The following is a 24356-nucleotide window of genomic DNA, read 5'->3' on the forward strand; positions in this document are numbered from 1 at the left end:
TGTCTATTCGGCTTTTAGCCTCGGGTCAGGTTTTTGTATTGTTTTGATTTAACCGCAAAAACCTTTGTGACCTCTGTGGTAAAATTTATGTTCAAAGTAACTTGAAACTAAACTTTACACTTCGCCAATATCTCCTTAACCTCAGTTTTACAGCTACCACAACCTAATCCTGCACCTGTATTTTTGCATAAATCCGTAAAATTGTTTACACCGCTTTTTATCGTTTCTTCTATATTTCCGGCTCCGACCTGACTGCAGGAACAAACCAATTTTCCTAGGACTGGTTTTGCATTTGAACTTCCTCTCAGTAATAAATTTCGTTTGTCTGACAATTCGATTTTGCTTTCGATCATGGTTTTAAACTCGGCAAATTCATTTTTATCTCCCATTAAAATGGCGCCAACAAGAAGATCGTCCTTAACGATACATTTTTTGTAATAGCGTTTTTTAAGATCGGCAAAAATAATCTCTTCGTACGAATCGTCGTTTTCCGGAATTTCGATATCACCAATGCTACACAGGTTAATATCTTCCAGTTTCAGAATATTCATTAAAATAGAACCTTTGTAAAAGCTGCTGATATCACCTGCTAAAAAGTTAGCCAGAATATCCGCTTGCTCTTCGGCGGCAGATGTGATTCCGAACAACTTATTGTTGAATTCGGCGATTTCTCCAATAGCAAAAATATCAAGGTTTGAGGTCTGCAAATACTGGTTTACTTTTACACCGCGTCCGCAGGCAAGACCGCTTTCTCTGGCAATTTCGATATTCGGAATTGTTCCAATCGTATAAACAATAGCATTTGCGGTGATGATTCTGCCACTTTTTAAGGCAATTTCTATTTCATTCGGATTATCGGTTTCAAAAACCGTACTGACTTCATTATCAAAATAGATCTGAATATCACGAAGCTGAACTTCTTCTGCTAATAATTTACTTGAAATTCGGTCTAATTGACGTTCCATCAAACGAGAAGCTCTTTGAACAATGGTTGTTTTAACTTTTTTATGTTTTAAAGCAGCAGCCAGTTCCAGACCTAATAAACCTCCGCCAATTATCACAACGTGTTGTTCTTCGGGCGGTAAATTAGTGCTGTCAAGATGTTTTTTTAAACGATCTGCATCTTCTTTACGTCTTACGGTAAATCTGCCCGGAAGGTGCAGTTGTGTGTTTTCAGGAATAAAGGGACGGCTTCCTGTTGCCATGATCAAAGCATCATATGTATGTATTTCGCCTTGACTGTCTGTTATTGTTTTTTTATGAGAATCGATTTTAGTGATTGCCACATTGGCATTCATCGTGATTTTTAATTTATTTAAAGCCTCACCATCTTTTACTTTTAGCAATTGTTCCCAGCTAAATTCGCCAGTCATATATTCCGGAAGTAAAACGCGATTATAAAACGGGTTTACTTCATTTGAAAAAACTACAATCTCATCTGTTTGATTGAACTCACGATAATTTTGAATAAATCTAAAAGAAGCTGCTCCGGCGCCCACAATAGCAATTTTCTGAAACGGTTTTACATATTTGGAAATATTGACTGTGGTGTATTTAAAATCAGGTTCTTTAGAAACGGGATCAACTACCGTATTGGTCAAATTATTAGTTCTGTTCAGGTCATTTTCTAGTTGTTTTCCCCAGTGCATTGGCAAAAAAAGAACTTTTTCTTTGATAGCATCTGTAACTTTTGCTTTTACGCGAACTTCTCCGTTTTTGCTCGACACAACGACAATATCTCCATTTTTAATATCATTTTTAAAAGCATCGATTGGATTTATTTCTAAAACCGGACTTGGAGTATGTGTCATCAATCTGGATACTTTTCCGGTTTTGGTCATCGTATGCCATTGATCGCGAACTCGTCCTGTAGTTAAAATAAACGGAAACTGAGCATTAGGCTGTTCGGATGTATTTTCTATAGCCGTTGGTAAATTGAAAATCGCTTTTTGTGATGGCGTATAGAATTTTTTATCAGTAAAAAGTCGGGGAGTTCCAGGATGTCCGTAATCCGGAACTGGCCATTGAAAAGTACCTTCGGTTTTTAAGCGATGATAATTTAAGAACGAGATATCGATGTTGGTATTTTTAGTTAGTGCGCAATGTTCTTTGTAGATTTCTTCGGCACTATTAAAGTTGAAACCGTTGAAATTCATTTTTTTAGCAAAGCGAATTAAAATCTCAATGTCCGAAAGTGCTTCGCCAGGTGCGTTAATCCCTTTTGGCAAATAAGAAATTCGACGCTCAGAATTGGTCATCGTACCTTCTTTTTCTAACCAACCAGCGGCAGGCAATAATAAATCGGCATATTTTGAAGTATCTGCATTATGCGAAATATCCTGAACCACGACAAATTTGGCATTTTGTAACGCTTTTTCGATTCGGCGGGAATCGGGTAAACTAACTAAGGGATTGGTACAGATAATCCAGACGGCCTTCATTTTTCCAGATTCCAAGGCTTCGAACATTTCGGTTGCGGTTAAACCCGGTTTGTCTGATATTGCATCGACGCCCCAAAAATCAGCCACTTCTTTTCGATGTTCCGGATTTGCAATGTCTTTATGTGCCGCCAGAAGTGTCGCCATTCCGCCAACTTCCCGTCCGCCCATTGCGTTGGGTTGTCCTGTTAACGAAAATGGCCCTGAACCCGGTTTTCCTATTTGTCCCGTTAATAAAGACAAATTCAATAAAGCGGTATTTTTATCTACGCCAACAGCGCTTTGATTCAGTCCCATTGCCCAAAGCGAAATAAAACCTTTGGCTTTGCCAATAATATCGGCAGCAAGTTTAATATCATTAACCGAAATACCACAAATTTTGGAAGCTTTTTCTAAAGAAGTACTTAAAACTAAGTCTTTGTATTGTTTAAAATTTTCGGCATTGTTTTTTACAAAATCATGATCGACATAGCCTTTTTCGATGATACGTTTGGCAATGGCATGATACAATATTATATCAGATCCCGGAATAATCTGCAAATGCAAATCGGCAAAAGCAGCTGTATCCGTGCGTCTGGGATCAATAACAATGATTTTTATTTTTGGATTTTTCTCCTTATGTTTTTCTATTCTTCGAAATAAAATAGGATGACACCAGGCGGGGTTGGCGCCAGTAATAAGGAACGTATCGGCAAGTTCGATATCATCATAAGCAATGGGTACAGAATCTTCTCCGAAAGTTTTTTTATAGCCAACAACGGCTGAACTCATGCACAAACGCGAATTCGTGTCGATATTATTGGTTTTCAAAAAGCCTTTTACCAATTTGTTTACTAAGTAGTATTCCTCGGTTAAACATTGCCCCGAAATATAAAATCCAACACTATCAGGACCGTGTTTTTTTATGATAGAAGTAAAAACAGCTGCCGCGCGATCAAGTGCAGTATCCCAGCTTACACGTTCCAGAGGATAGGATTTACTGCCGCGCATTTCGGGATATAAAATCCTGTCTGAAGTGTCATTGACTACGTAGTGCAAATTCATTCCTTTAGAACACAACATTCCTTTATTGACAGGATGGTCTTTGTCGCCCGTAACCATTACGCCATTTTTGGCATCCTTAGTTACGATTATACCACAGCCGACGCCACAATACGAACAGGTAGTTTTGATTTTGGTATTTTGCATCACAACTTTTTTTAAGTAATAACTAATGAAATCTGTTTGGATCTAAATAATTCACTTATTTATTCTTAAACAAAAATAAGTATTTTTACGTATAAATACTTATTTTTATAATTTATTTTTCTACTTTTGATTCAAATAAAAGAGGAACAACAATTTAGTGTACCATGCATAAAATTTGAACTCATGAAAGAAGAGCAACCTATTTGTGATACCTGTATCAACGAAAATTGTTTTATTAAGAAACATTTGCATTTAGAACAGATGAAAGAATATGTTTTAAGGAAAGAAACTTTTGTTTGTAAAAAATCGAATTCTTTTATTAAAGAAGGCGATCTCATAAAAGGATTGTACTTTATTTGTTCAGGTAAAGTCAAAACAATAAAAACCGGCATAAACGGGAGGGAACAAATTGTTCGGTTAACAAAAAATGGAGACACAATTGGCTTCCGCGGATTTGGAACGAGCAGTAGATATTTGATTGGTGCCTCTGCCTTAGAAGATACCGTTTTATGTAATTTTAGCAACGAAACGATGTTGGAAATTCTTCAGAAGATTCCTGAATTTACCTATGCTTTAATGTTATTTTATGCTGATGAACTCAATAAAAGTGAGAACAACATTCGTAAAATTGCTCATATGAATGTGCGCGAACGTGTAATTGATTTGTTGCTGTACATTCATCGTAAGTTTGGTCAAACCAATGATTTAATTGATATTGAACTTTCCAGAAAAGAAATTGCTGATTTTGCAGGAACTACAGAAGAGCAGGCCATTCGTGTACTTTCGAATCTAAAAAAAGAAATGCTCATTAAAACTGTCGGGAAAAAAATAGGAATTTTGGCTATGCCTGAATTACGATCTGAAATTATGGAACATAAATATTTTGCTATTTAAATTGATTAAGTAGTATTGCTTATAATTTTAGAGACGCACAATAGTATATTTCTTTTGTACGTCTCTTTTGTGAGATTTATAAATTAGAATACCAATTTAATATGTAATCTGCGATTTCTTCCCAACCTTTTTCGCCACAGATAAAATGACTTTTGTTATCGTAAATTTTTACATCAACTCTGCTGTTGGGATCTTTGTATTGGGAGGCAATTTTTTTGGTTAAGGCCTGCGGAAATATATTATCATTTCCGCCACCAATAAATAAAATAGGCTGATGTGGTTTTTTAAAATCGGCATTTGAGAAAGATTTCAATAAGGTCTCCCTGCCAATTTTTCTGCTTTCGGGAACAGCGATAAGATCGTAAGCTTTGTCTTGTTCAGATTTTGGGAGTGTATTAAAAAAGGCCCGGTTGTACCAGTCTCTAGATCCTAAATAATAGCCTTTACTGGAAAAGAAGTTTACTGCCGGCCAAACGATTTTTACTGTAGAAAATGGAGGTAAAACATTTTTAGGAGGTGCTCCATTAATACTTACTGCGGCATCAGCTTTGCCTAAATCAATCAGTTTTTGTACCGCTAATCCCGCCATGGAGTGTCCAATTACAAGTGGTTTCTCGGGTAAGGTATCGATCAGTTTTGCAATATTCTGTACTACATCTATAAAGCCTGTGTCAACAAGTTCCGGATGTATATTTTCCCGAAGTGCTGCAGGATTGCCATCGTGTCCGGGATTTGCAGGAGCATATACTGTATATCCTTTTTGCTCATAGTAATTTTTCCATTCTGACCAGGTACTATCATTCACGAACATCCCGTGTACTAATACAATTGTTTTTGATTTTGCCATTATTAAGGTTATTTAAAATTGATACTAATTTTAGAATAGGGCAATGCAAAATGATAAACAACCTTTTTAATATAGGTTGCCGCTTGTAGATAGTTTCTTTTTTTTGTACTAAAATACAAATAAAAGTTTTTATTTTAGCAATTGGCTTTAATTTAAATAGCTGTATTGTAGTTAGTTATTGTTTTAGAGGGTAAAATGGTGTAGAGATGTACAGTAGTAATTTTTTTGTACATCTCTACGAAACGTTTTTAGAAAGCTTATTTTTTCTTTCCAACAAATCGAATAACAGAACCTTTTCCGTTATGGAACAGACCTTCGTTTAATTCGATTTCTTTTTCTTCTAACTGAATGATTTCATAATCAGGAAAATCAGATTGTATTTCTTCAATAGAAAATAGGGATTCAATATCTTTTGGTCCGCCAACTTTATCGTTTATAGCCATATATTCTAAATGTTTTTTGCTGAAAGCTTCAAAAATGATGTATCCATCTTTACGTAAATAAGTTTCTAATGTTTGGTGAATGAATGATTTAATCGCTGCCGGAAAGTGTGCATAAATTAATGCAATTACATCAAATTGTTCAGCCTGATAATTAAGGGTTTCCAGTTCTCCAACTTGGTAATCAATTACAATATTATTTGCTTCAGCTAGTTTAAGGGCTTTGTTTTTTCCTTCGGCACTAATATCAAATGCGGAGACTTTCCAACCTAATTGGGCTGCAAAAACAGCATTTCTACCTTCGCCTTCAGCCGGAAAAAGAATAGTTCCTGAGTTTAGTTTCTCTAATTGTTCTTTTAAAAAATTGTTGGGTGCTGTGCCGTAAGCAAATTCCTCGTTGCTGTAGCGGTCGTTCCATCTGTCTGTCCAGGTGTCGTTCATTGTTTTTTGTTATTAAGATTTAAGATTGCATCAAGAGATGCTTTACTGATTATTCTTTTAGGTAAATAAGAAAGATTTAGTTATTTGTACATCAAATATACCCAATTATAAGAGTAAATGTCCTTGATATAGAAAACAAAAAAATACCCTTTTTCTAAAAGAGAAAAAGGGTAAATTATCTTGTTATTATTAAAGTTTAACTATTTTTTCCAGGTGAAAATTCTAGGATTTACAGAAATCATTAACCATGCCCAGTTGTTGGTATGTCCTGCATATCCAGGAGTTTTAAGAACTTCTAAAGTTTTGGTACCAAACATTTGAGAATATCCTCCTGTAAGTGTGATATCTTTTTTGAAATTGAATCCGGCTGTAAAGTCAACCTCAGTTCCTAAATAAGAATCCATTTTTTTATTTGCTACCACTACATCAGCAGCAGATAAGAATACGTGTGGCATTAATGCAAATTGCCATTTTTTTACATTGTAATTGAATTTCAAAGAAGCATCTTGTAAACCAACACTGTTTTGATGACCACCGCCAACATAGAAATAATCCATGTAACCGTTGAATGCGTGGTTAGTACCAAAAATAGGATTGAATGATTTGATTACTGTACTTCCCTCATTTGTATCTTTTCCTGATAAATATTCGTAACCAACACCAGCTTTAAATGAATCTGTTATAGCATATGCAAAGTTTACTGCACCATCCCATGCACTAACCTGATTGTCTGTACTTTTTCCGGTTTGACCGTAGAAACTTAAGTTACTGTCAGTTTTTTTGGTTTTGTAAGTCAGGTAAGTTCCAAAAGTTTGTTTGTAGTCAACTAGTAGTTTTTGTGCAGGATTAGCATATTCATAACCTGTATTCAAAACTAATAAACTAATACCTAATTTGTCTGCATTAGTATGGTACCATGCGTATTGCATCGCTTTGCAATTACCTACTTTGTAAGGAGTTTGAAAATTGTTTTCGGCATCAGAGTTATAGGCAAATCCCATATCAAGCTGATGGTTTTTTGGATGGAACGAAATCATTACAGCATCGTGACTTTGTCCTTGTTGCAACCAGTCAATTTCTCCCATAATACGTTGATTGTCATATGAAAGAACCTGACGACCGGCTCTTGCGCTCCATTTTTCACTGATATCATATTGCGCCCAGGCTTCAAAAACGGCTACACCATTTTTATCTGAAGTTGCAGTTGTTCCCACATCTCCCCATGTTCTTACATTCTGTAAAGTTAATTTTACAGATAATTGATCCTGTTTGTAATTAAAATTTAATCTTGAACGTTGTGAGATTTGCGAAGTTGCTTCTTTTCCTTCTGGTATAAGAGTCTTGTATCCGTTACGATATTCAAAACGTGGTCTTAATTGCAAATTTGCATCAAATTCCTGCGCCTGAATGTCAAAGCTTATTCCTACTAGTAATAAAAGTAGAATTAATTGTAGTTTTTTCATAATTGGTTTCTTTGAATATCAGCAAGATTATAAGAAAAATAGTTCGTTATATATGGTGAAAATCATGTTAATGCTTATTTTTTGTTCTGAAATTTTTATTTAATTTATTGTCTGTCAATTACTTTTGCGAATATTGGTGATTTTTCTTTCATAATTTTAGTTATAGTGTAATGCATCCATATTAAGCAGACAGCAGAAAAAATGAGAATAAAAATCCAGGAACTGGACCAGATTCCGGTTGCTGTTAAAAGGTATCCAAAAATGATTGGTCCGAAGAAACCGCCCAAACCGCCAATCATGCCCACCATACCGCCTACAACGCCAACTTCGGTAGGGAAATATTCCGGAATATGTTTGTAAACTGCCGCTTTTCCTATTCCCCACGAAATTCCAATTAGTATTACCAAAACCAGAAAGACCCACATATTTGCATCGAATTTAATCACTGTAATTCCTTTCGCTAAAAGTTCTTTTTTCTTTACTGTCTGGTTTTGTTCGACCACGACTTGCTGCCAGGAGGTACTGGTTGGGAAAATGGCGCTTTCGCTTAGATCTTCTTTCTTTTGCGCAACGGTAAAATCCGTTTCTCCAATCTTAATGTTGCTATTTGAAACGGAAGTTATAGTACCTTTTTTAGTGGCTAGAACGCCTGGTCCGGTAGTGGTGATTTCCATTTTTGGAATCATCAATAAAGCGCTTAAAATTACTGATGAACTCAAAACCCAATACATCACTTTTCTGGCTCCGAATTTATCTGATAAATATCCTCCAAAAGCGCGAATTACCCCTGATGGTAAACTGAAAAGAGTAGCAAATAAACCGCCCATAACTAAACTGGTTTGATAGACATTCATGAAATTAGGTAATAACCATTGCGAATAAGCCACAAAACATCCGAATACTAAAAAGTAATAAGCTCCAAAACGCCATACCCGGGCTGATTTTAAAGAACCCAGCATTTGAGAAACGCTTTTAGTATTGTTCTCTATTTTTTTGTTTTTGGCGAATATTAAAAAAGCGACTCCTATGACCAATAGTGAGATGGCATAAATAACAGGCAATATTTTCCAGCCATTTTGAGGATCATCAACAGAGAAATGATTTAATAAGGAAGGTGCGAGAAAAGTGGTTATTGCGGCTCCGGCGTTCCCCATCCCGAAGATTCCCAGGGCACGGCCTTGCCATTCTTTTGGATACCAAATCGAGGTATATCCAATCCCGACAGCAAAACTTGTTCCGACCATTCCGAAGAAAAAACTCAATAAAGCAAACATAAAAAAACTGTCGGCATAAGGAAGCAGAAATAAAGGAATCGAGCAGAGGAGGAGTAAAAGTGAAAAAACGTATTTTCCGCCATATTTATCCGTTAAAATTCCAATTGGCAGACGCATGATCGAACCGGTTAATATGGGAATACCCAGAAGCCAGCCCACCTGAACAACGCTCCAGTGAAAAATTCCGTTATCGACTAAAAAGGTTACTAAAACACCGTTTAGTGTCCAGCAGGCAAAACACACTGTAAATGCCAATGTGTTCAAAATTAAAATTTTGTGAGATTGAGATAATGAGTTTGTAGTTTTCATAGCACTTATAATTTTTGATAAAAATAAGTACTATAACTTAGTTAAAAACTGCTAAAACGCAGTTTTTGAAAAATAATTACGTATTTATACGTATATTTTTATTTGACTTATATTGCTCTATTGTAGCCCAAGTTGTTTTTAGAATTTTATAATCGTATTCAGGTTCTAATTTATTGTCAGCATTCTGTTTTATTACAGATTGTGATAGAAATATTACATTAAATTTTGATTTAATACCTGGAATTATTTTGATTTTTTGATGAGTTATATAAGTTTTGGAATTGCATAAATCTAAGACACGAAAAGTTTCTCCTCTTCTGTCTTTACTATGGTAACAGAAGCAAAAGCAAGTGGTCCACATAATGCAGGACTCGGCAAGTGATCAACTATAAAGGCTTGTGTGTTTGATTTTAGCTTAAAATATTTCCAGTTTTTTCTAATTGAATCAGAACTATTTTGTGAATAAATTTTTAGGCTTAAGATAAAAATTAGAAGAGTAAATTTTAATAGGTTTCTCATTGAGAAGTTATTATAGTAAAGAATACTCAGTCGCTTTATTCGAAAGTTCCATTAAATTTTTAACTTTTAACTTTTTCATTAAGTTAAAACGATGTACTTCGGCAGTACGCTTACTGATATCAAGTGCTTCAGCGATTTCTTTGTTCCCTTTTCCGGACAATAAAAGTGTGAGGATTTCTTTTTCTCTTTTGGTAATCATCATTTCTTCGGACAAGCTTTGTTTCGGTTCTAATGATGTCGAAGAGTTGGTTAATTGGCTAATTAATATAGACGAAATATCTCCGCTAAAATATTTTCCGCCGGCAGCAACGGTATGCAGTGCTTTTAGGAATTCTTCTTTGCTTGATCCTTTTAATAAATAACCATCGGCTCCGGCTTTTATAGACTTTAATACGTATTCTTCAGACTCGTGCATAGAAAGCATGATGATCTTTACATTATTATTTTCGCCTCTAAGTTTTTCTACTACCTCGATACCGGTTAAGTTAGGCATACGAATATCTACTATAAGTAAATCAGGTTTGCTGGTTGCAACCACTTCAAGAGCATCTGCACCATCGATTGCTTCTCCTACAACCTCGATGTTTGCTTCGTTTTCAAGTAATGATTTAATTCCATCTCTTACAAAAACATGATCATCTGCCAGTACTACACGAATGATATTACTCATAATTTACTTAAATTTTATTTTGGATTTTTACGTATATTCATCTACAAAGAAGACGCTAATATACGTAATTTTTAGATTTTAATTTCTAAATTTTTAAAATTGCAAATTCTAATATTAAAGCCAACATTAAAATATCATTAAAAAATGAATCATATCATAAATTATATGTTGCTATTTGAGATGGTCTTGGGTTGAACTTTGTCAAAGTTTGCTGCGAATTACATTATTCATTTATCAAAGATTGGTGATTAAGATTGTGTTCCTTCGACTTCGCTCAGGATGAAAAGATTGCGAATCGTCTTGCGCTGAACTTTGACAAAGTTTTTTCATGAAGTTTATCATTTCTGGTAAATTTTGAGTAAATCAGAAGTTCTTTTGAAAGCGATTGCCGCGAGAGGGATAAGAGGAATCCGCCGCAGTGGACCGGATAGCCCGACAGCATGCCTGTAAGAGGGCGAATAAGCGCAAAGTAAATTTGCCCTCTTATCGGGATGGTGTCTCGCCCAAGTTATTATTATTATTATTATTATTATTATTATTATTATTATTATTATTATTATTTGATAGATTTTACGTTTCGAGGCTTCGACTTCGCTCAGCCTGACAAGATTGTGTGTAATTGGAATTTGGAATTTCCTTTTTCTAAATCGGAATATTAAAAGTAATTCTCGTTCCTTCGCCCGGAATAGAATTAATAAATACGCGACCGTTTACGTATTGAATTCGCTCTTTCATAAACAATAATCCCATTCCGGATTCGCTATTGCGTTTTTTGTCTACGGCATGAATATCAAAGCCTTTTCCGTTGTCGTCTACGATAATGCTTAACAAAGTATTACTGTGCGAAAGCTGGACAATTATATGCGATGATTCGGCATATTTTATGGCATTATTGATGGCTTCCTGTGTTAGTCGGTAAATGTTGATTTCGATTAGAGAATCTAAACGCTGATTAAAGTCGGTTTTGTTGTAAAACAGAATTTCTTTTCCGGTTAGTTTAGAAAGTTCCTGGGTAAGTTTTGCCAAAGAGGAAACTATGCCGTGATCGCTGAGTTCCGGAGGCATTAAGTTGAAAGTGGCGGTGCGAACGCCTTTTATAATGTCAAGAGATAGTTTCTTTAGATATTCTATTTTTTGAGCTGATTTTTCTTTGTCGTCGAGATTGATACTTTCCAGACTAAATTTTAATCCGGTAAGCATTTGCCCAATTCCGTCGTGAATTTCTTTTGCGATTCGGTTTTGTTCGTTTTCCTGATTTTCAACGATTTTACTCGAAATGATTTTTTGCTGATTGATTTTTTCGGTGCTGTTTTCGATATTCAGACGTTCGACTTCGCGCTGTGCTTTTTTACGCTCGGTAATATTGAAACAAATTATTAAAAGTTCTGATTCTTCTTTTTTGATTGTGACTGGAACCATCGACAAATCAAGCCAAAAAGTCTGGGCTTCTTTATTGATGATTTTAATTTCGCCCTGCCAGCCACTTCTGTGTTTCTCAAAGATGATTCGGTCAATATTGAGTTGTTCTTTCTCGTCGGTTGTTAGCACTTCAGAGAATTTTTTATCAGAGGAGAATCGGGTATAATTTAAAAGTTTGGCAAATTTTTCTCCAATATGAATAATCGAGCCATCGGGTGCAATACGGCAATACAGCAGCGTATTTTCCATGGCGTAATTCAGGGACTTTAATTCTTTTACAGAGTTTTCTTTTATTTCGCTAATAATTTCAGTGTCATAAGCGAGTTTTAAAGCTTTCTTTTCAGAAGATAAAAGTTTGGCAATCAGTTTTTCTATTTTTTTGTTGGTAGGTTTAAAGATGAAGAAAAACTCCATTAGCAAAACGAAAAGTGTAAAGGCAAAAATCCAATATTCTATTTTGCGTTGTTCGGTTACTTTTTCGTGGGCTTCAAGATCGTACTGACTTACAATTCGATTCATTTTTGAAAGGAAGAGCCCTTCGTTTTTCAGGATCGTCTGAACCAGTTTTTGATTCTGGGCTAAATTGCTTTTTTGTTTTAAGTTTAATAGAAAAGAATCTGTCGATTGGCTGATAGTGCTGAAAACCGGATTGATTTCGGCATACAATTTATTTAAGGTTTCGCTTTTTTCTTTAGGGAAAGCTAAACTGTCGTTGCCGTTTTCAAGCGCATTTTGAGTGGTTTTCCAGAGTTCGAGAACATTCTTTAAATGCAAAATTTGTTTTTGGGAAACGGTGTCTGAAACATAATTTAAAATCAAAACTTCTTTTACAATTTTCTGGCTCAGCATTCGCTGTTTGCCTGAAATGTTTATGATTTTAGAATCGCTTAATTGTTGTTTTAAATTGTACTGAACCAGGATCTGGCTTAGAATAACGGTTATAGCAATAGTCCAGAGGGCAAAAAAATACCAACGGCGTAAATTTTTGAAATTGATTTTATCTGCAGCTTCCTGATTGCTTTTTTTCATTCGAAGAGATTTGTCTTTTATCGGAAAATGAAATTCGCCTTTAGCTCATTTCATCCTCAGATTACAATCCTAAAGAGGCTTTTATTAAGTTGAGATTTTCTTCAGAATAATTAATTTTTAAGGCTTCCTGATGTCCTTTGTCAGACATTTTATCCCAGGTTTTTTTGATGATGTTTTTTAGTTTTTCATCATCGTGTTTATGAACAAACGGATCCAGGTAATATTCTAAAAATACCAGACAAATTATGTCTTCAAGCAATTGAGTTTCGGCATCTTTCTTCAATAATTTCTTTTCGATTAAAAAAGAAACGCGATCGATAAAATCCTGATTATATCCTGCTTTTTCTAAAATTTCGGCGGTGGTTTTGGCGTGAAATTTTTTCAGGTCTTCTCTCCATCTCAAATAACCCACACGATCCATTGGGTAGGATTCGCGCGCTACTTTCCATCGGCAAATGTGCTGTGCTTTTGAGGCAATCTGAATTTGTTCTGAAGCTTCAGGTTCAAACTGCATCAGTCTTTCGTACATTCTGTTGGAGTACAACAATTCCTTTGGATATTCGGTATTCTGGTCGATTTCGATATTCGGATCCTGTGCGTTTTCAGCATCAATCCATTCGCTTGCTTTTTGAAAAGGTGTGTTCATTTTTTTGGTAAGATAATAGAATTTCAAAGATACATAATTAACTAATAAAGCTTAATTTTTAAACGCATAGAAACATAGGTTTTTGACTTTTTAAGAAAAAAGAAAATTAAAAAGAAACTAGTTTCTAACACATAGCTATGTTTGTTAATGCAAGTGAAACGCCTTCTTAGGGTTTCTAAAGGCTATGTTTCTATGTGTTTAAATTGTTTTAGTCTGGAAATTAATTAATCTGTAAAACCTACAAATACTTCGTTTTCAATCACTTTAATAGGGTAAGTTGCTATTTTATAATCATCGCCATTTAGGTTAGAACCATCTACTAATGAGAATGTTTTTTTGTGCATTGGACAGGCAATTTTTGGGATATCATCTGTAGATCCTGTCATGCCTCTTGCGAGAACCATTTCCATTTTATGCGGGCAGGCATTTTGGCAAGCGTACCATTCGTTGCGGCGTGCGAAATTAAAAATGGCAATTTGTTTGTTTTTGTATTTGATGCAACCGCCACGATTGGTAGGGAAATCTTCTACTTTTCCGGCTTTGAACCAAATTGTTGCATCGTTTGGATGAACTGTTTTGTATTGATTTAAGATTTCTTCCATTTTGATAAGTTTTGTGTTTCTGTTTCTTATCCCTCTTTTTACAATCAAGAGAGTTTGATGGCGCAGTAAAAAAGAGGGAAAGAGGACAGCAAACGTTTTGTGATATTTTTTTTCTTTTTTTTGGAGCTGAATTGTTTAATTAAAAATTGAGAATTAAAAATTAAAAATCTTTGAAAGCTATGTGTGTTAATGAAAGTGGAACGCCTTTTTTAAGTTCAATTATTCTATGTTTCTATGTGTTGAAAAATTATTTATAAAGTTAAGTCCAAGCTTTTGGCGCTTTTTGATCTCTTAACGGAACAAAAACAACATTGTCGTCTTTCTCTTCAGAGTTTACAAAGTGGTTGAAACGTTTTAATAATCTTGGTTTTTCCAGCACTTGTTTCCATTCGCATTCAAACGTATTTACGAGAGTCTGCATTTCGGCTTCAAGGGTTTCACAGATTCCTAAGCTGTCTTCGATGATTACTTCTTTTAGGTATTCTAAACCTCCGTCCAGTTTTTCTAACCAGGTTGCAGTTCTGATTAGCGGTCCAGCGGTACGTATGTAATACATTAAAAAACGATCGAGATATTTAATAACTGTTTCTTTGTCGATTTTTTCGGCTAATAAAACAGCGTGTTTTGGGTTTGCACCACCGTTTCCGGCGATGTATAAATTCCAGCCGCCTTCAACGGCAATCAATCCGAAATCCTTTCCTCGGGCTTCTGCGCATTCGCGAATACATGCCGAAACACCGCCTTTTAATTTATGAGGAGAACGAATGCCTTTGTATCTGTTTTCGAGTTCTATTGCAAATCCGGCGCTGTCGTCCATTCCGTAACGGCACCACGCATTTCCAACGCAGCTTTTTACGGCGCGAAGCGATTTGCCGTAAGCGTGACCACTTTCGAAACCATTATCGATTAAGATTTTCCAGATTTTTGGCAAATCACTCAAATGCGCGCCAAATAAATCGACACGTTGTGCTCCGGTAATTTTAGTATATAAATCGAATTGTTTGGCTACTTCGCCAATTACGATTAGTTTTTCGGCAGTAATCTCGCCTCCGGCAACTCTTGGTACTACAGAATAGGTTCCGTTTCGTTGAATATTGGCCAAAAATCTGTCGTTTGTATCTTGAGTTGTGAGGTGTTTATTCGCAGTATCATTATAAATACTAGAGAAAATAGAAGCTACGACAGGTTTGCAAACCTCACAACCATCGCCTTTGCCATGATGATCAATTACTTCATAAAAATTCTCGTATTTGTTAATTTTTACCAAATCGTATAATTCCTGACGTGTATAGCTAAAATGCTCACAGATCACATCTTTTATTTCTTTACCAAGAGATTTTTGAGTGGCTTTTACCAAATCAGAAACCATTGGTTTGCAGCCTCCGCAACCAGAAGTAGCTTTGGTATGTTTGACAACATCTGAAAAATTAGAACAGGTTTCGTCTAAAAGTGAACAGCAAATAGCACCTTTCGTAACATTTTCGCAAGAACAAATTACAGCTGTATCAGGTAAATCCATAACGCTTCCCAGACTTGAACCTTCAGAACCGTCTCTGGAACCTAAAATTAAATCTTCAGGATTTTTTGGCAGCGCCATGGCATTACTGAAAATCTGAAAAAGAGAATTGTAATCGCTCGAATCTCCAACTAAAATTCCGCCCAATAAGGTTTTAGAATCTTTGGTAACGTTGATTCTTTTGTAAATTCCGCTTAGTTTATTCTCGTAGATAATGGCAGTTACATCATTATTTTCTACGAAAGGATCACCAAAACTCGCTACTTCAACGCCAATTAATTTTAATTGTGTCGACATATCGATAGTTTCTCTCATGGTTTTAGAACCCTTTAAGATTTGTTCAGCCGCAACATCGGCCATTTCGTAACCGGGAGCAACAAGTCCGTATATGTTTTGGTTGTAAAGTGCTACTTCACCAATTGCATAAATAGAAGGATCTGATGTCTGCATTTGATTGTTTACCACAACGCCGCCTCGTAAACCCACCTCAAGTCCTGAAACGCGGGCCAGTTCGTCGCGAGGTTTAATCCCGGCAGATATAACCAACATGTCTACTTTTAATAATTCGTTATCGGCAAACATCATTCCTGTTATGCATGTCGTTCCGTCAATATATTGCGTGGCTTTGTTAAGATGAATACCAATATTTAATTCTTCGATTTTAGATTGCAGCATATCGCTTGCGCCTTTATCTAATTGTCTTGGCATTAAACGCGGAGCAAATTCTACTACATGCGGATTCAAACCTAAATCTCGAACAGCTTTTGCAGCTTCCAGTCCTAATAAACCACCGCCTAAAACAGCAGCTTCTGTTGCACCTTTTTGTTTTATTTTTTTGGCGTACCCCATAATCGCATCTAAATCTTCGATGGTTCTGTACACAAAAACACCTTCTTTTTCGACTCCGTCAATTGGCGGAACAAAAGCAGAGGATCCTGTTGCCAGTACTAAGTAATCGTACGTATGTGTATTTCCTAAATGGGTGTGTACTGTTTTTTCTGTACGATTAATATCTGTAATTAATTCTGATGTGTTGAGAGTAATATTATTTTCTAAGTACCATTCGGTTGTTGAGAGTGATAAATCGTCTGCAGTTTTTCCGCCAAAGTATTCACTTAAGTGAACACGATCGTAAGCACGTCTTGGTTCTTCGCCAAAAACGGTTATCTGATACTTTTCCTGTCCTGATTTTGCAATGAATTTTTCACAAAATTTATAACCAACCATGCCGTTTCCAACTACTATTACTCTTATCATGATTTCTTTAATTAAGTATTATTATGCAAATATAAGTATTTATACTTATTTGATTACTTAATATTTTGTTTTTTTAGAATAAAAATGCGTTTTTAATTACGTATTTTATCGTAATCTTTTACGTAGTGCGGGTTTTCAAAGAATTAAGAAAGTTATAGTTACTATAAATTTGAAAAGATTCTAAATAAGGATTTCCAAAAAATGTCGTAAATTCATAAGAATTTTACATATGTTTTATTTAAAGGGAATATTCTTAACATAAATTCTATGAAAAAATCACTTTTCTTTTTGCTATTACTATCATTGATAGTAGGTTGTAAATCTACAGCGGGCAAAATTTCAGATACTACAACAACTGCTTCTGAATACGGAACTCAGGAAGATCAGATGAAATATTACTTTACAGGAACCGGAAACGAGCCTTTTTGGGGAATAAAAATGGGGAATGAGAATATTGAGTTTACTTCTATAATTTCTGGAAAAGAAAAACTTGTTTTCCCTGCAACCGAAGCAATAAAGGCAATGGATGCTAATGTGAAAATGTATAAGGTAAGTAATGAAATATCAACTGCGACAATTACGATTCAGCAGCTAGAATGTCAAAATTCGATGTCGGGTGTAATCTCTCCTTATAAAGTTTCAGTTGAAATTAAAAATAATAGCGAACTTACTTTTACAAAATTAAGCGGATGCGGAAATTATAATACCGATTATCGTCTGCACGATATTTGGGTTCTGGAGGAATTAAACGGATTTAAAGTTTTTGTAACCGATTTTCAAAAGGAATTGCCAAGGATTGAAATCAATTCATCAGAAAATAAATTTATGGGTTACGGTGGCTGTAATGCCATCAGTGGCAGTGTTTTTTATGAAAAAGATGTGCTAAGATTCTCTAAAGTAGCGGCAACTATGATGGCTTGTGCGCCGGGAAATAAAGAAGATCAATTTACAAAAGCACTGCAAAGTACCACTACGTATTCTATTGGAGATAACAGATTGACCTTGTCTAATCCTTCAGGAAAACTTTTGGTTTTTAGAAAAGTGGATTGAGATTGTAGCGAATAAAATATGTCTTAATATGATTAAATAATAACTTGTAGCTTCCTTTTATAATAGTCTGTAAAATTATTTTTGTAAAATAAAACGTATAAAATATATTTTACATGAAAAGGATTTTAATGTTATTTATTATTGTTTCATTAACATACAGCTGTAAATCTACTAAAGAAGGAAATACAGCAACAAGTGTGACTTCAAAGACAATTGAAAAGAAAATACAACAAACCTGGACTTTGGAATAATTAAACGAAAAGAAAATAACTTCAGCCGATTTTCAGAAAAATGTTCCAAAGATTGAATTAAAATTGTCAACTTTTAGTGGCTCTACAGGATGTAATGCGATCAATGGAAATTTATTCTCTAAAGGTTCAAAAGAAATTCAGTTCCTGAATCTTACATCAGAAACTAAAAAGTGTTCTACGGCTAAAAAAGAAGAAGAATTTGTAAAGTTATTGAAAACAACAACAAGCTATTCAATTGATAATGATAAGTTATGGCTTTCGAATCAGTTTGGACCTACAATGGTTTTCAAAAAAGCGAACTAAATATAAAAGGCTTCGACTAATTAATAGTGGAAGCCTTTTTTTGCATAATCTTGTTTTTGCGAGGAACGAAGCAATCTCATTTGCTAAATCAGTAAGTGATTATTATTCGTGAGGTTGCTTCGTTGCTCGCAATGACAAATATTGTGTTTAATTATTATAAATATAAAAAATCCGTGTAAATCCGCGTTTTCGCTTTAGCGAATCCGTCTAATCCGCGTGCCATTTCACGTTGCTATTCAAGTAATTCTTTAGGATCTTCTTTATCCTCTTCAATAAAATCCAACTCTAAAGCTCTCACAGTTTGAACCGCGTTTCCGGCGATACCACGAATAGAACCGTACATTCCTAATGTATTGTGAACCACTTTTTCGATTTGTTTTTCGCGTTGTTTCCAGATACGCTGCATCGCTCTTTTTTCTGCATCAAGATCGCCTTGCATTTGTGTGAAACCTTCTACAATTCCTTCAATCTGCAAACGGAATTCATTGCTGGTTAAAAAGTCATACAACATCGACATTTTATCGCCTTTGTTTTCCTGTGCCTGAACGGCCTGACTAATCTGAATTAACGACTGACGTAAAACAGCACTTAAACCTTTAAATTCTTCATAGGTACAAATCCAGATTCCGTCACGCGTTCCCATTCTGTCCATTCCGGCAGGCATCACTTCAGTAACTAAAACTCCAATATTGGCTCTTTTTGTTCTAATGTCATTTTTAAATTTCTCAATCCAGGCGGGTTGAAACGCTTTTGTACGCTTGCTTTCATAATAAATTGAACCGCAATTTTGCAATTCGCGGGTATTTACAATCTGAAGGCAATCGGCTCCGTTTGCGCCTTTTTTAATTTCATCGATACTATCAAGCGGAAAGTTATTTGCCAGCCATTCTTCGATCGCTAACTCCATTACTTCGCCTTGCAATTGCATAGAACCTTGTTCCTGCTTGCGTTTCATTTCTTCGATCAGCTTTTTTTGATCGTCAGATTGTTTTTGGTATTCTTTGATTTTTAACTCATTTTTTTCTTCTTCCTGTTTACGAATTTTATCACGCTCGAGTACCAAAGTAGCGTTCAATTGTTTTTGAGCTTCGGCTTCGATTGCTTCTTTCATCTCCAGTTTTTCACGCTGTAGCTTTGCAATTTCGCCTGTCATTTTATTTAGTTCACGAAGTTTTTCTGATTTCTCAGAAAGTTCTTTTTCCATAGAAAGCAAACGATCTTTGTTTTCTTCGTCGAGTTTGGTTTTTAATTTTTCGGTAATTTCTTTTTCGGCTACCTTTTTTTCACGTTCTAAACGTTCTGCAAAAAGTTCATTTTCCTGCTTCTTTTTGGCTTCAAATTCGGTTTTTGCTTTTTCGAATTGCTCGTTTTTAAGTTCCAGTTCTTTGGCCTGAGCATTTGCCTTTTGTTGAAATTCTTTACGTATACTATCTTCTAACTGATGTTTTAGAATGTCATTTACATCGATAGTTGTTCCGCAATTTGGGCACTGAATTGAAGATTGCTCTGCCATTTTTATTGATTTTATTTAGATAATGTAATAATCTGCTAAGGTATTTAAAAGTTCTCTTTTTATGATTGAGATTCGTGTGATAAATTGTAAGGAATTTTTTTAGCCACAAATTCACGAATTTATATTAATCTCAAAGTCGCAAAGAATTAATTTAAAGCCACAGATTATAAAGATTAGAAGGATTAAAAAAATCTACCTAAATCTGAGAAATCTGCGTGAAACAAAAAACTTTGCACTTTTGCTCCCGATAGCTATCGGGATTGCGCAATTATTTTTAAAGCATGCAATTTAAATTCTTTTAAAATTTAACTTTTACGGATTTCCATCGTTTTAAATTAATTCGTGCCATTCGTGGCAAATTTACTTCTTAGAAAAATGCAATAAAAAATCAACGGCTGATTTTGTGATTTCTGAATTGTCTTCTTTTGAAGTAATTAATGAAACATCGGTATATAAATTGACTTTTTTTAATTCGATAAAGCCTATATCCGGATCGTGATTATTTTTGGCAATATTTGATGGAACAATCGAAATCCCTAATCCGTTTTTAACCAATTGTACAATTGAGTTGATATTGTTCGATTCATGAACTACTTTTGGTGTAAAATCATAAAAGGCACATAATTCTAACAAAACCTCATGATAATGCGGTGCATAATCTTTGTTGAAGAATACAAAAGTTTCGTCTTTCAGGTTCGGGATTTCTATCTCGGAATTAATTTGAATTAAACTCTTATTATAAACTACCGAAAATCCGTCCTGAAACCACAATTGCGATTTTATTTTAGGAGATTTTATGGGAGATCGAATTATTCCCAAATCAATTTTGCCTTGTTCCAGAGCGTCAATTTGTTTGGTTGTAGAGACTTCAAAAAGTTTGAAATTGACATATGGAAATTGATCTTTTAAATGTTTAATCAAATCTGAAATTACAGAAGAATAAATAGAACTGATGTAGGCGATCCTGAATTCTCCAGAAACATTCTCTGCAATTTTTTTTGTTTTCACAGTAATGCGTTCCAGATTGTGAAAAAGTTCTCGTGCCTCTTTTTCGAAATATTTTCCGGCTTCAGTGAGTTCTACTTTTTTATTGTTCCGGATGAATAAACGCGCCTGGACTTCTTCTTCCAGTTCTATGATTTGCCGGCTTAAAGGAGGTTGAGAAATAAAAAGTTTCTCAGCCGCTTTGGTAAAGTTTAATTCTTCGGCTACAGCCAAAAAATATTTCAAGTGTCTTAATTCCATAAATACTTATTAGGTATTAATAATTGACAAAATAAGTATTTTTGAAGTATATATCAAAGTGGTAGTTTTGATAAAAAATTGTTTCACGCAGATTTTGTCAGATTTAAGCTGATTGACGCAAATTTATTTTTTAATTGTGCCGATTTAAAAATAAAAGATCATTTTAAATCTGCTTTAATCTTTTTAAAATCTGCGTTAAACCCAAAATAAAAAGGTATGAAAAAATCAACTATCACAGAAATCAAAGAAAGATTCGATAAAGACGTCGAACGATTTTCGAATTTAGAAACAGGACAGGTTGCGACAATTGATGCGACAATATCCTTAGAATTAATTACAGAAGCCTCTAAAAGGATTGTTCCGAATGCTTCAGCTGTTTTGGATATTGGCTGTGGAGCGGGAAATTATACTTTGAAAATGTTGTCTAAAACACCTACTCTGAATTGTACTTTAGTTGATTTGAGTTTGCCAATGCTAGACAGGGCTTTTGAAAGGGTGTCGGAAGCAACGAATGGAAGTGTAGAAGTGAAGCAGGGTGATATTCGTGAAGTCGATTTACCGGAAAATCATTTTGATATTATTTTGGCGGGAGCTGTTTTGCATCATTTGCGTGATGATCAGGATTGGGAAACGACTTTTGCTAAGATTTTCAAATTATTAAAACCGGGAGGATGTTTTATGATTTCGGACTTAATTACGCAGGATACCGAATTATTGAATGAATATACCTGGCAGCGTTATGGTGATTATTTAGAAGGTATTGGCGGGGCAGAATATCGCCAGAATGTATTTGATTATATCGAAAAAGAAGATACGCCAAGATCAATGAATTACCAATTGGATTTAATGAAAAAAGTTGGTTTTAAAAGCGTTGAAATTTTACATAAGAATATGTGTTTTGGCGCTTTTGGCGGAATTAAATAATAGTTTGCCACCAATTTCACGAATTTGCACTAATTTTAAAGCATCAAGAGTAATAAATTCGTGCCAATTCGTGTAATTCGTGGCAAAAAAAAACTTAAACGATATCTACAACAATTTTACCAATTGCAGAACCATCACTTACGGCTTTATGCGCTTCCATAGCGTTGTCTAAAGTGAATTTTCTAGGGTCGATTAAAGGTTTTAATTTTCCTTCTTCGATTAGTTTTGTGGTTTGTTTTAGGATATCTCCGTGATGTTTTCTTCCTTCATTTTCATTACCAATCATCGGGCGTAAAACAAAAACACCATGAATACTGGCAGAACGAAGCGAACTCGTGGCTAAAGTATGTGTCCCGAAAGCGTAACAACTGGCAATTTGTCCGTAATGACGAATGGCTTTGAAAGAATCATCAAGTGATTGACCACCAAGTGTATCGTAAATAAGATCAAATCCTTTTCCGTCTGTATATTGATTTACATAATTCTCAACGGGAGTGTTTTTATCAATTGGTGTTGCTCCAAATCCTTTTACAATTGCTGATTTTTGCTCAGAAACGGTTGCATAAACATCGGCACCAAAAATTTTAGCAAGCTGAACTACCATATGACCAACGCCGCCAGCTCCGGCATGCACTAAAACTTTATCGCCTTTTTGTACTTTAGCTCTGTCAATCAGACCTTCCCAGGCGGTAAGTAAGACTAACGGAATTGCAGCAGCTTCTTTCATGCTTAGGTTTTTTGGTTTTATGGCCAATAAATCTGCATCAACAGCGGTGTATTCGGCTAAAGTTCCCTGAACTCCAAGAACGCCTCCGGCAAGTCCGTAAACTTCGTCGCCAACTTTAAAATTAGTAATGCCTTCGCCAATTGTTTCGATAACTCCGGCAAGATCTGTTCCTAAAATAGCTGGTAAAACAGGAGATGCATAAGGCGAAAGTCCTAATCTGATTTTGTTATCGATAGGGTTTACGCCACTTGCGTGAATTTTTATTAAAACTTCTCCTTTTTTTGGAGTTGGTTTTGCTGTTTCTGTAGTTACAAAATCAGATTCGTATGTGTTTGTGAAAAGTGCTTTCATTTTTTGAATTATAATATTTGAAGCGTTTTGTAAACCTGAATTGGTGTTGAAACTAAACTTTCGCTTTTGGCAATAAAATCCAATAAATAGGGTTGATTATTATGAATGTCAAGACCTGGCTGATCTTGCCATTCTTCCCAAATGATAAAAACATTTTCAGAATGATGAAGGTCGTAACGTACACAAGCTGCTTCTTTTCTGGTTTCGGTCACCAAATGATTAAGCATGCTTTGTAATTGCTCTATATTTTCGGGTTTGCTTTTAAATAATGCTGTAATTGAGATCATAATTGTAAAAAGTTAAAGGTTAGAAGTTAAAAGTTTTTTCTAAGTGTTTGGTGTAATTTTCTTTAAAGATGTCAATGTTTTCTGCAGTTGCACCTTTTTCAACGTCGTGAAAGTGGAAACCGTCTAATTTTTCCATACCTGTAAATTTATTCATTTTATGAAAGCCAAACATCGCTCCATCATCTACAGATGTTTCTTCGAAGAATTCTCCCGGAAGTGTAAAAGCGGCTGCAGGCGCATTCCAGCTTGTGGTAAGCATGTATTTACGACCGTGTAATTGTCCGCCGGTTCCGTAATTAATATCTGGATTTGTTCGGGTTCTTCCGTCGCTTTTGTAAATTCCTTTGTTGTGTCCGGCTGTAAAAACGTCATCGATGTATTTTTTGAAAAGATTAGGTAATTGAAACCACCAAACTGGTGTGTGATAAATGATTACATCGGCCCAAACGAATTTTTCTACTTCTTCATCAAGATCAAAATCTTGTTTGATGTCGGTTGTTTTTATTTCGAATTGCTTGCTGTTGGTTAAGTATTCGATTGTCCAGTCGGTAACGGTTTCGTTGAATTTTCCGCCTGAATGCGCAAAATTTTGACTTCCGTTGATGATGAATATTTTTTTCATTTTTTTGTTTTCTTATGAATTTGTGAGTGTGAGGGATAGAAGTGGAAATCTTTTTGTGCCGGGGTTCGGCATAAAAGATTGTAATGAATAGCCCGGCCCTTGGGACACACCCTAATTATTTTTATTGTTTT

Annotated in this window: 20 protein-coding genes; 5 read left to right on the plus strand and 15 right to left on the minus strand. The window is 35.1% G+C overall.

What is annotated here, in order from left to right; genetic code table 11:
* Positions 1–107: 107 nt before the first annotated feature.
* Complete coding sequence (locus tag GIY83_RS02635) at positions 108–3626, minus strand: nitrate reductase (protein WP_208684562.1); 3519 nt, start codon at positions 3624–3626, stop codon at positions 108–110.
* 183 nt (positions 3627–3809) lie between these two features.
* Between GIY83_RS02635 and GIY83_RS02640 the strand changes: the two genes are divergently transcribed.
* On the plus strand, positions 3810–4520 hold the full coding sequence (locus tag GIY83_RS02640; protein ID WP_208684564.1) for a Crp/Fnr family transcriptional regulator: 711 nt from the start codon (positions 3810–3812) through the stop codon (positions 4518–4520).
* 76 nt (positions 4521–4596) lie between these two features.
* On the opposite strand, the gene GIY83_RS02645 is transcribed toward GIY83_RS02640, so the two are convergent.
* The 9 genes from GIY83_RS02645 to nirB form a co-directional block, all read right to left on the minus strand.
* Entirely contained in the window at positions 4597–5367 is a 771-nt protein-coding gene (locus GIY83_RS02645) for a carboxylesterase (RefSeq protein ID WP_208684566.1), read from the minus strand.
* A 257-nt stretch (positions 5368–5624) separates the two neighbouring features.
* Positions 5625–6248 carry a bifunctional 2-polyprenyl-6-hydroxyphenol methylase/3-demethylubiquinol 3-O-methyltransferase UbiG gene (locus GIY83_RS02650; protein WP_208684568.1) on the minus strand — a complete coding sequence of 208 codons (624 nt, stop codon included), beginning with the start codon at positions 6246–6248 and terminating at the stop codon, positions 5625–5627.
* Positions 6249–6448: 200 nt separating this feature from the next.
* Positions 6449–7711, minus strand: a complete 1263-nt coding sequence (locus tag GIY83_RS02655) for an alginate export family protein (protein WP_208684570.1) — start codon at positions 7709–7711, stop codon at positions 6449–6451.
* A gap of 104 nt (positions 7712–7815) precedes the next feature.
* Entirely contained in the window at positions 7816–9294 is a 1479-nt protein-coding gene (locus GIY83_RS02660; protein ID WP_208684572.1) for a nitrate/nitrite transporter, read from the minus strand.
* A 529-nt stretch (positions 9295–9823) separates the two neighbouring features.
* Positions 9824–10483 carry a response regulator transcription factor gene (locus tag GIY83_RS02665; RefSeq protein ID WP_194619619.1) on the minus strand — a complete coding sequence of 220 codons (660 nt, stop codon included), beginning with the start codon at positions 10481–10483 and terminating at the stop codon, positions 9824–9826.
* A 642-nt stretch (positions 10484–11125) separates the two neighbouring features.
* Positions 11126–12931 (minus strand): ATP-binding protein, encoded by a 1806-nt coding sequence (locus GIY83_RS02670; RefSeq protein WP_194619617.1) that lies wholly within the window; start codon positions 12929–12931, stop codon positions 11126–11128.
* Positions 12932–12992: 61 nt separating this feature from the next.
* Positions 12993–13577, minus strand: coding sequence for a DUF4202 domain-containing protein (locus GIY83_RS02675; protein ID WP_194619615.1), 585 nt, complete (start codon positions 13575–13577; stop codon positions 12993–12995).
* Between the two features lie 224 nt (positions 13578–13801).
* On the minus strand, positions 13802–14179 hold the full coding sequence (nirD, locus tag GIY83_RS02680) for a nitrite reductase small subunit NirD (protein WP_208684575.1): 378 nt from the start codon (positions 14177–14179) through the stop codon (positions 13802–13804).
* A 259-nt stretch (positions 14180–14438) separates the two neighbouring features.
* Positions 14439–16952 (minus strand): nitrite reductase large subunit NirB, encoded by a 2514-nt coding sequence (gene nirB, locus GIY83_RS02685; protein WP_208684577.1) that lies wholly within the window; start codon positions 16950–16952, stop codon positions 14439–14441.
* A gap of 267 nt (positions 16953–17219) precedes the next feature.
* On the opposite strand from nirB, the gene GIY83_RS02690 reads away from it, so the two are divergent.
* The 3 genes from GIY83_RS02690 (at position 17220) to GIY83_RS02700 (ending at position 18556) form a co-directional block, all read left to right on the plus strand.
* Entirely contained in the window at positions 17220–18002 is a 783-nt protein-coding gene (locus tag GIY83_RS02690; RefSeq protein ID WP_208684578.1) for an META domain-containing protein, read from the plus strand.
* A gap of 113 nt (positions 18003–18115) precedes the next feature.
* Positions 18116–18253: a hypothetical protein gene (locus GIY83_RS02695; protein ID WP_194619606.1), complete on the plus strand. Its 138-nt coding sequence runs from the start codon at positions 18116–18118 to the stop codon at positions 18251–18253.
* Between the two features lie 63 nt (positions 18254–18316).
* Positions 18317–18556, plus strand: a complete 240-nt coding sequence (locus GIY83_RS02700) for an META domain-containing protein (RefSeq protein WP_208684580.1) — start codon at positions 18317–18319, stop codon at positions 18554–18556.
* Between the two features lie 232 nt (positions 18557–18788).
* On the opposite strand, the gene GIY83_RS02705 is transcribed toward GIY83_RS02700, so the two are convergent.
* Together GIY83_RS02705 and GIY83_RS02710 are read right to left on the minus strand one after the other, a co-directional pair.
* The gene (locus tag GIY83_RS02705) at positions 18789–20069 is read right to left on the minus strand and encodes a DUF2130 domain-containing protein (RefSeq protein WP_208684582.1); all 1281 of its coding nucleotides are present in this window, start codon (positions 20067–20069) and stop codon (positions 18789–18791) included.
* 360 nt (positions 20070–20429) lie between these two features.
* Positions 20430–21314: a LysR family transcriptional regulator gene (locus GIY83_RS02710; RefSeq protein WP_208684584.1), complete on the minus strand. Its 885-nt coding sequence runs from the start codon at positions 21312–21314 to the stop codon at positions 20430–20432.
* Between the two features lie 216 nt (positions 21315–21530).
* On the opposite strand from GIY83_RS02710, the gene GIY83_RS02715 reads away from it, so the two are divergent.
* Positions 21531–22238, plus strand: a complete 708-nt coding sequence (locus tag GIY83_RS02715) for a class I SAM-dependent methyltransferase (protein ID WP_194619598.1) — start codon at positions 21531–21533, stop codon at positions 22236–22238.
* Between the two features lie 94 nt (positions 22239–22332).
* Here GIY83_RS02715 and GIY83_RS02720 read toward each other — a convergent pair whose 3' ends face one another.
* From GIY83_RS02720 to GIY83_RS02730, 3 genes are read right to left on the minus strand one after another with little or no spacing between them, the layout of a single operon-like run.
* Complete coding sequence (locus GIY83_RS02720; protein ID WP_194619596.1) at positions 22333–23316, minus strand: zinc-dependent alcohol dehydrogenase family protein; 984 nt, start codon at positions 23314–23316, stop codon at positions 22333–22335.
* An 8-nt stretch (positions 23317–23324) separates the two neighbouring features.
* Positions 23325–23603, minus strand: coding sequence for a putative quinol monooxygenase (locus GIY83_RS02725; RefSeq protein WP_208684586.1), 279 nt, complete (start codon positions 23601–23603; stop codon positions 23325–23327).
* 19 nt (positions 23604–23622) lie between these two features.
* A complete protein-coding gene (locus tag GIY83_RS02730; RefSeq protein WP_194619593.1) occupies positions 23623–24225 on the minus strand; it encodes an NAD(P)H-dependent oxidoreductase in 603 nt (200 codons plus the stop codon).
* Between the last annotated feature and the right edge of the window lie 131 nt (positions 24226–24356).

This window comes from Flavobacterium sp. SLB02 (assembly GCF_009664855.1).
In the GTDB taxonomy this organism is placed as follows: Bacteria; Bacteroidota; Bacteroidia; order Flavobacteriales; family Flavobacteriaceae; genus Flavobacterium.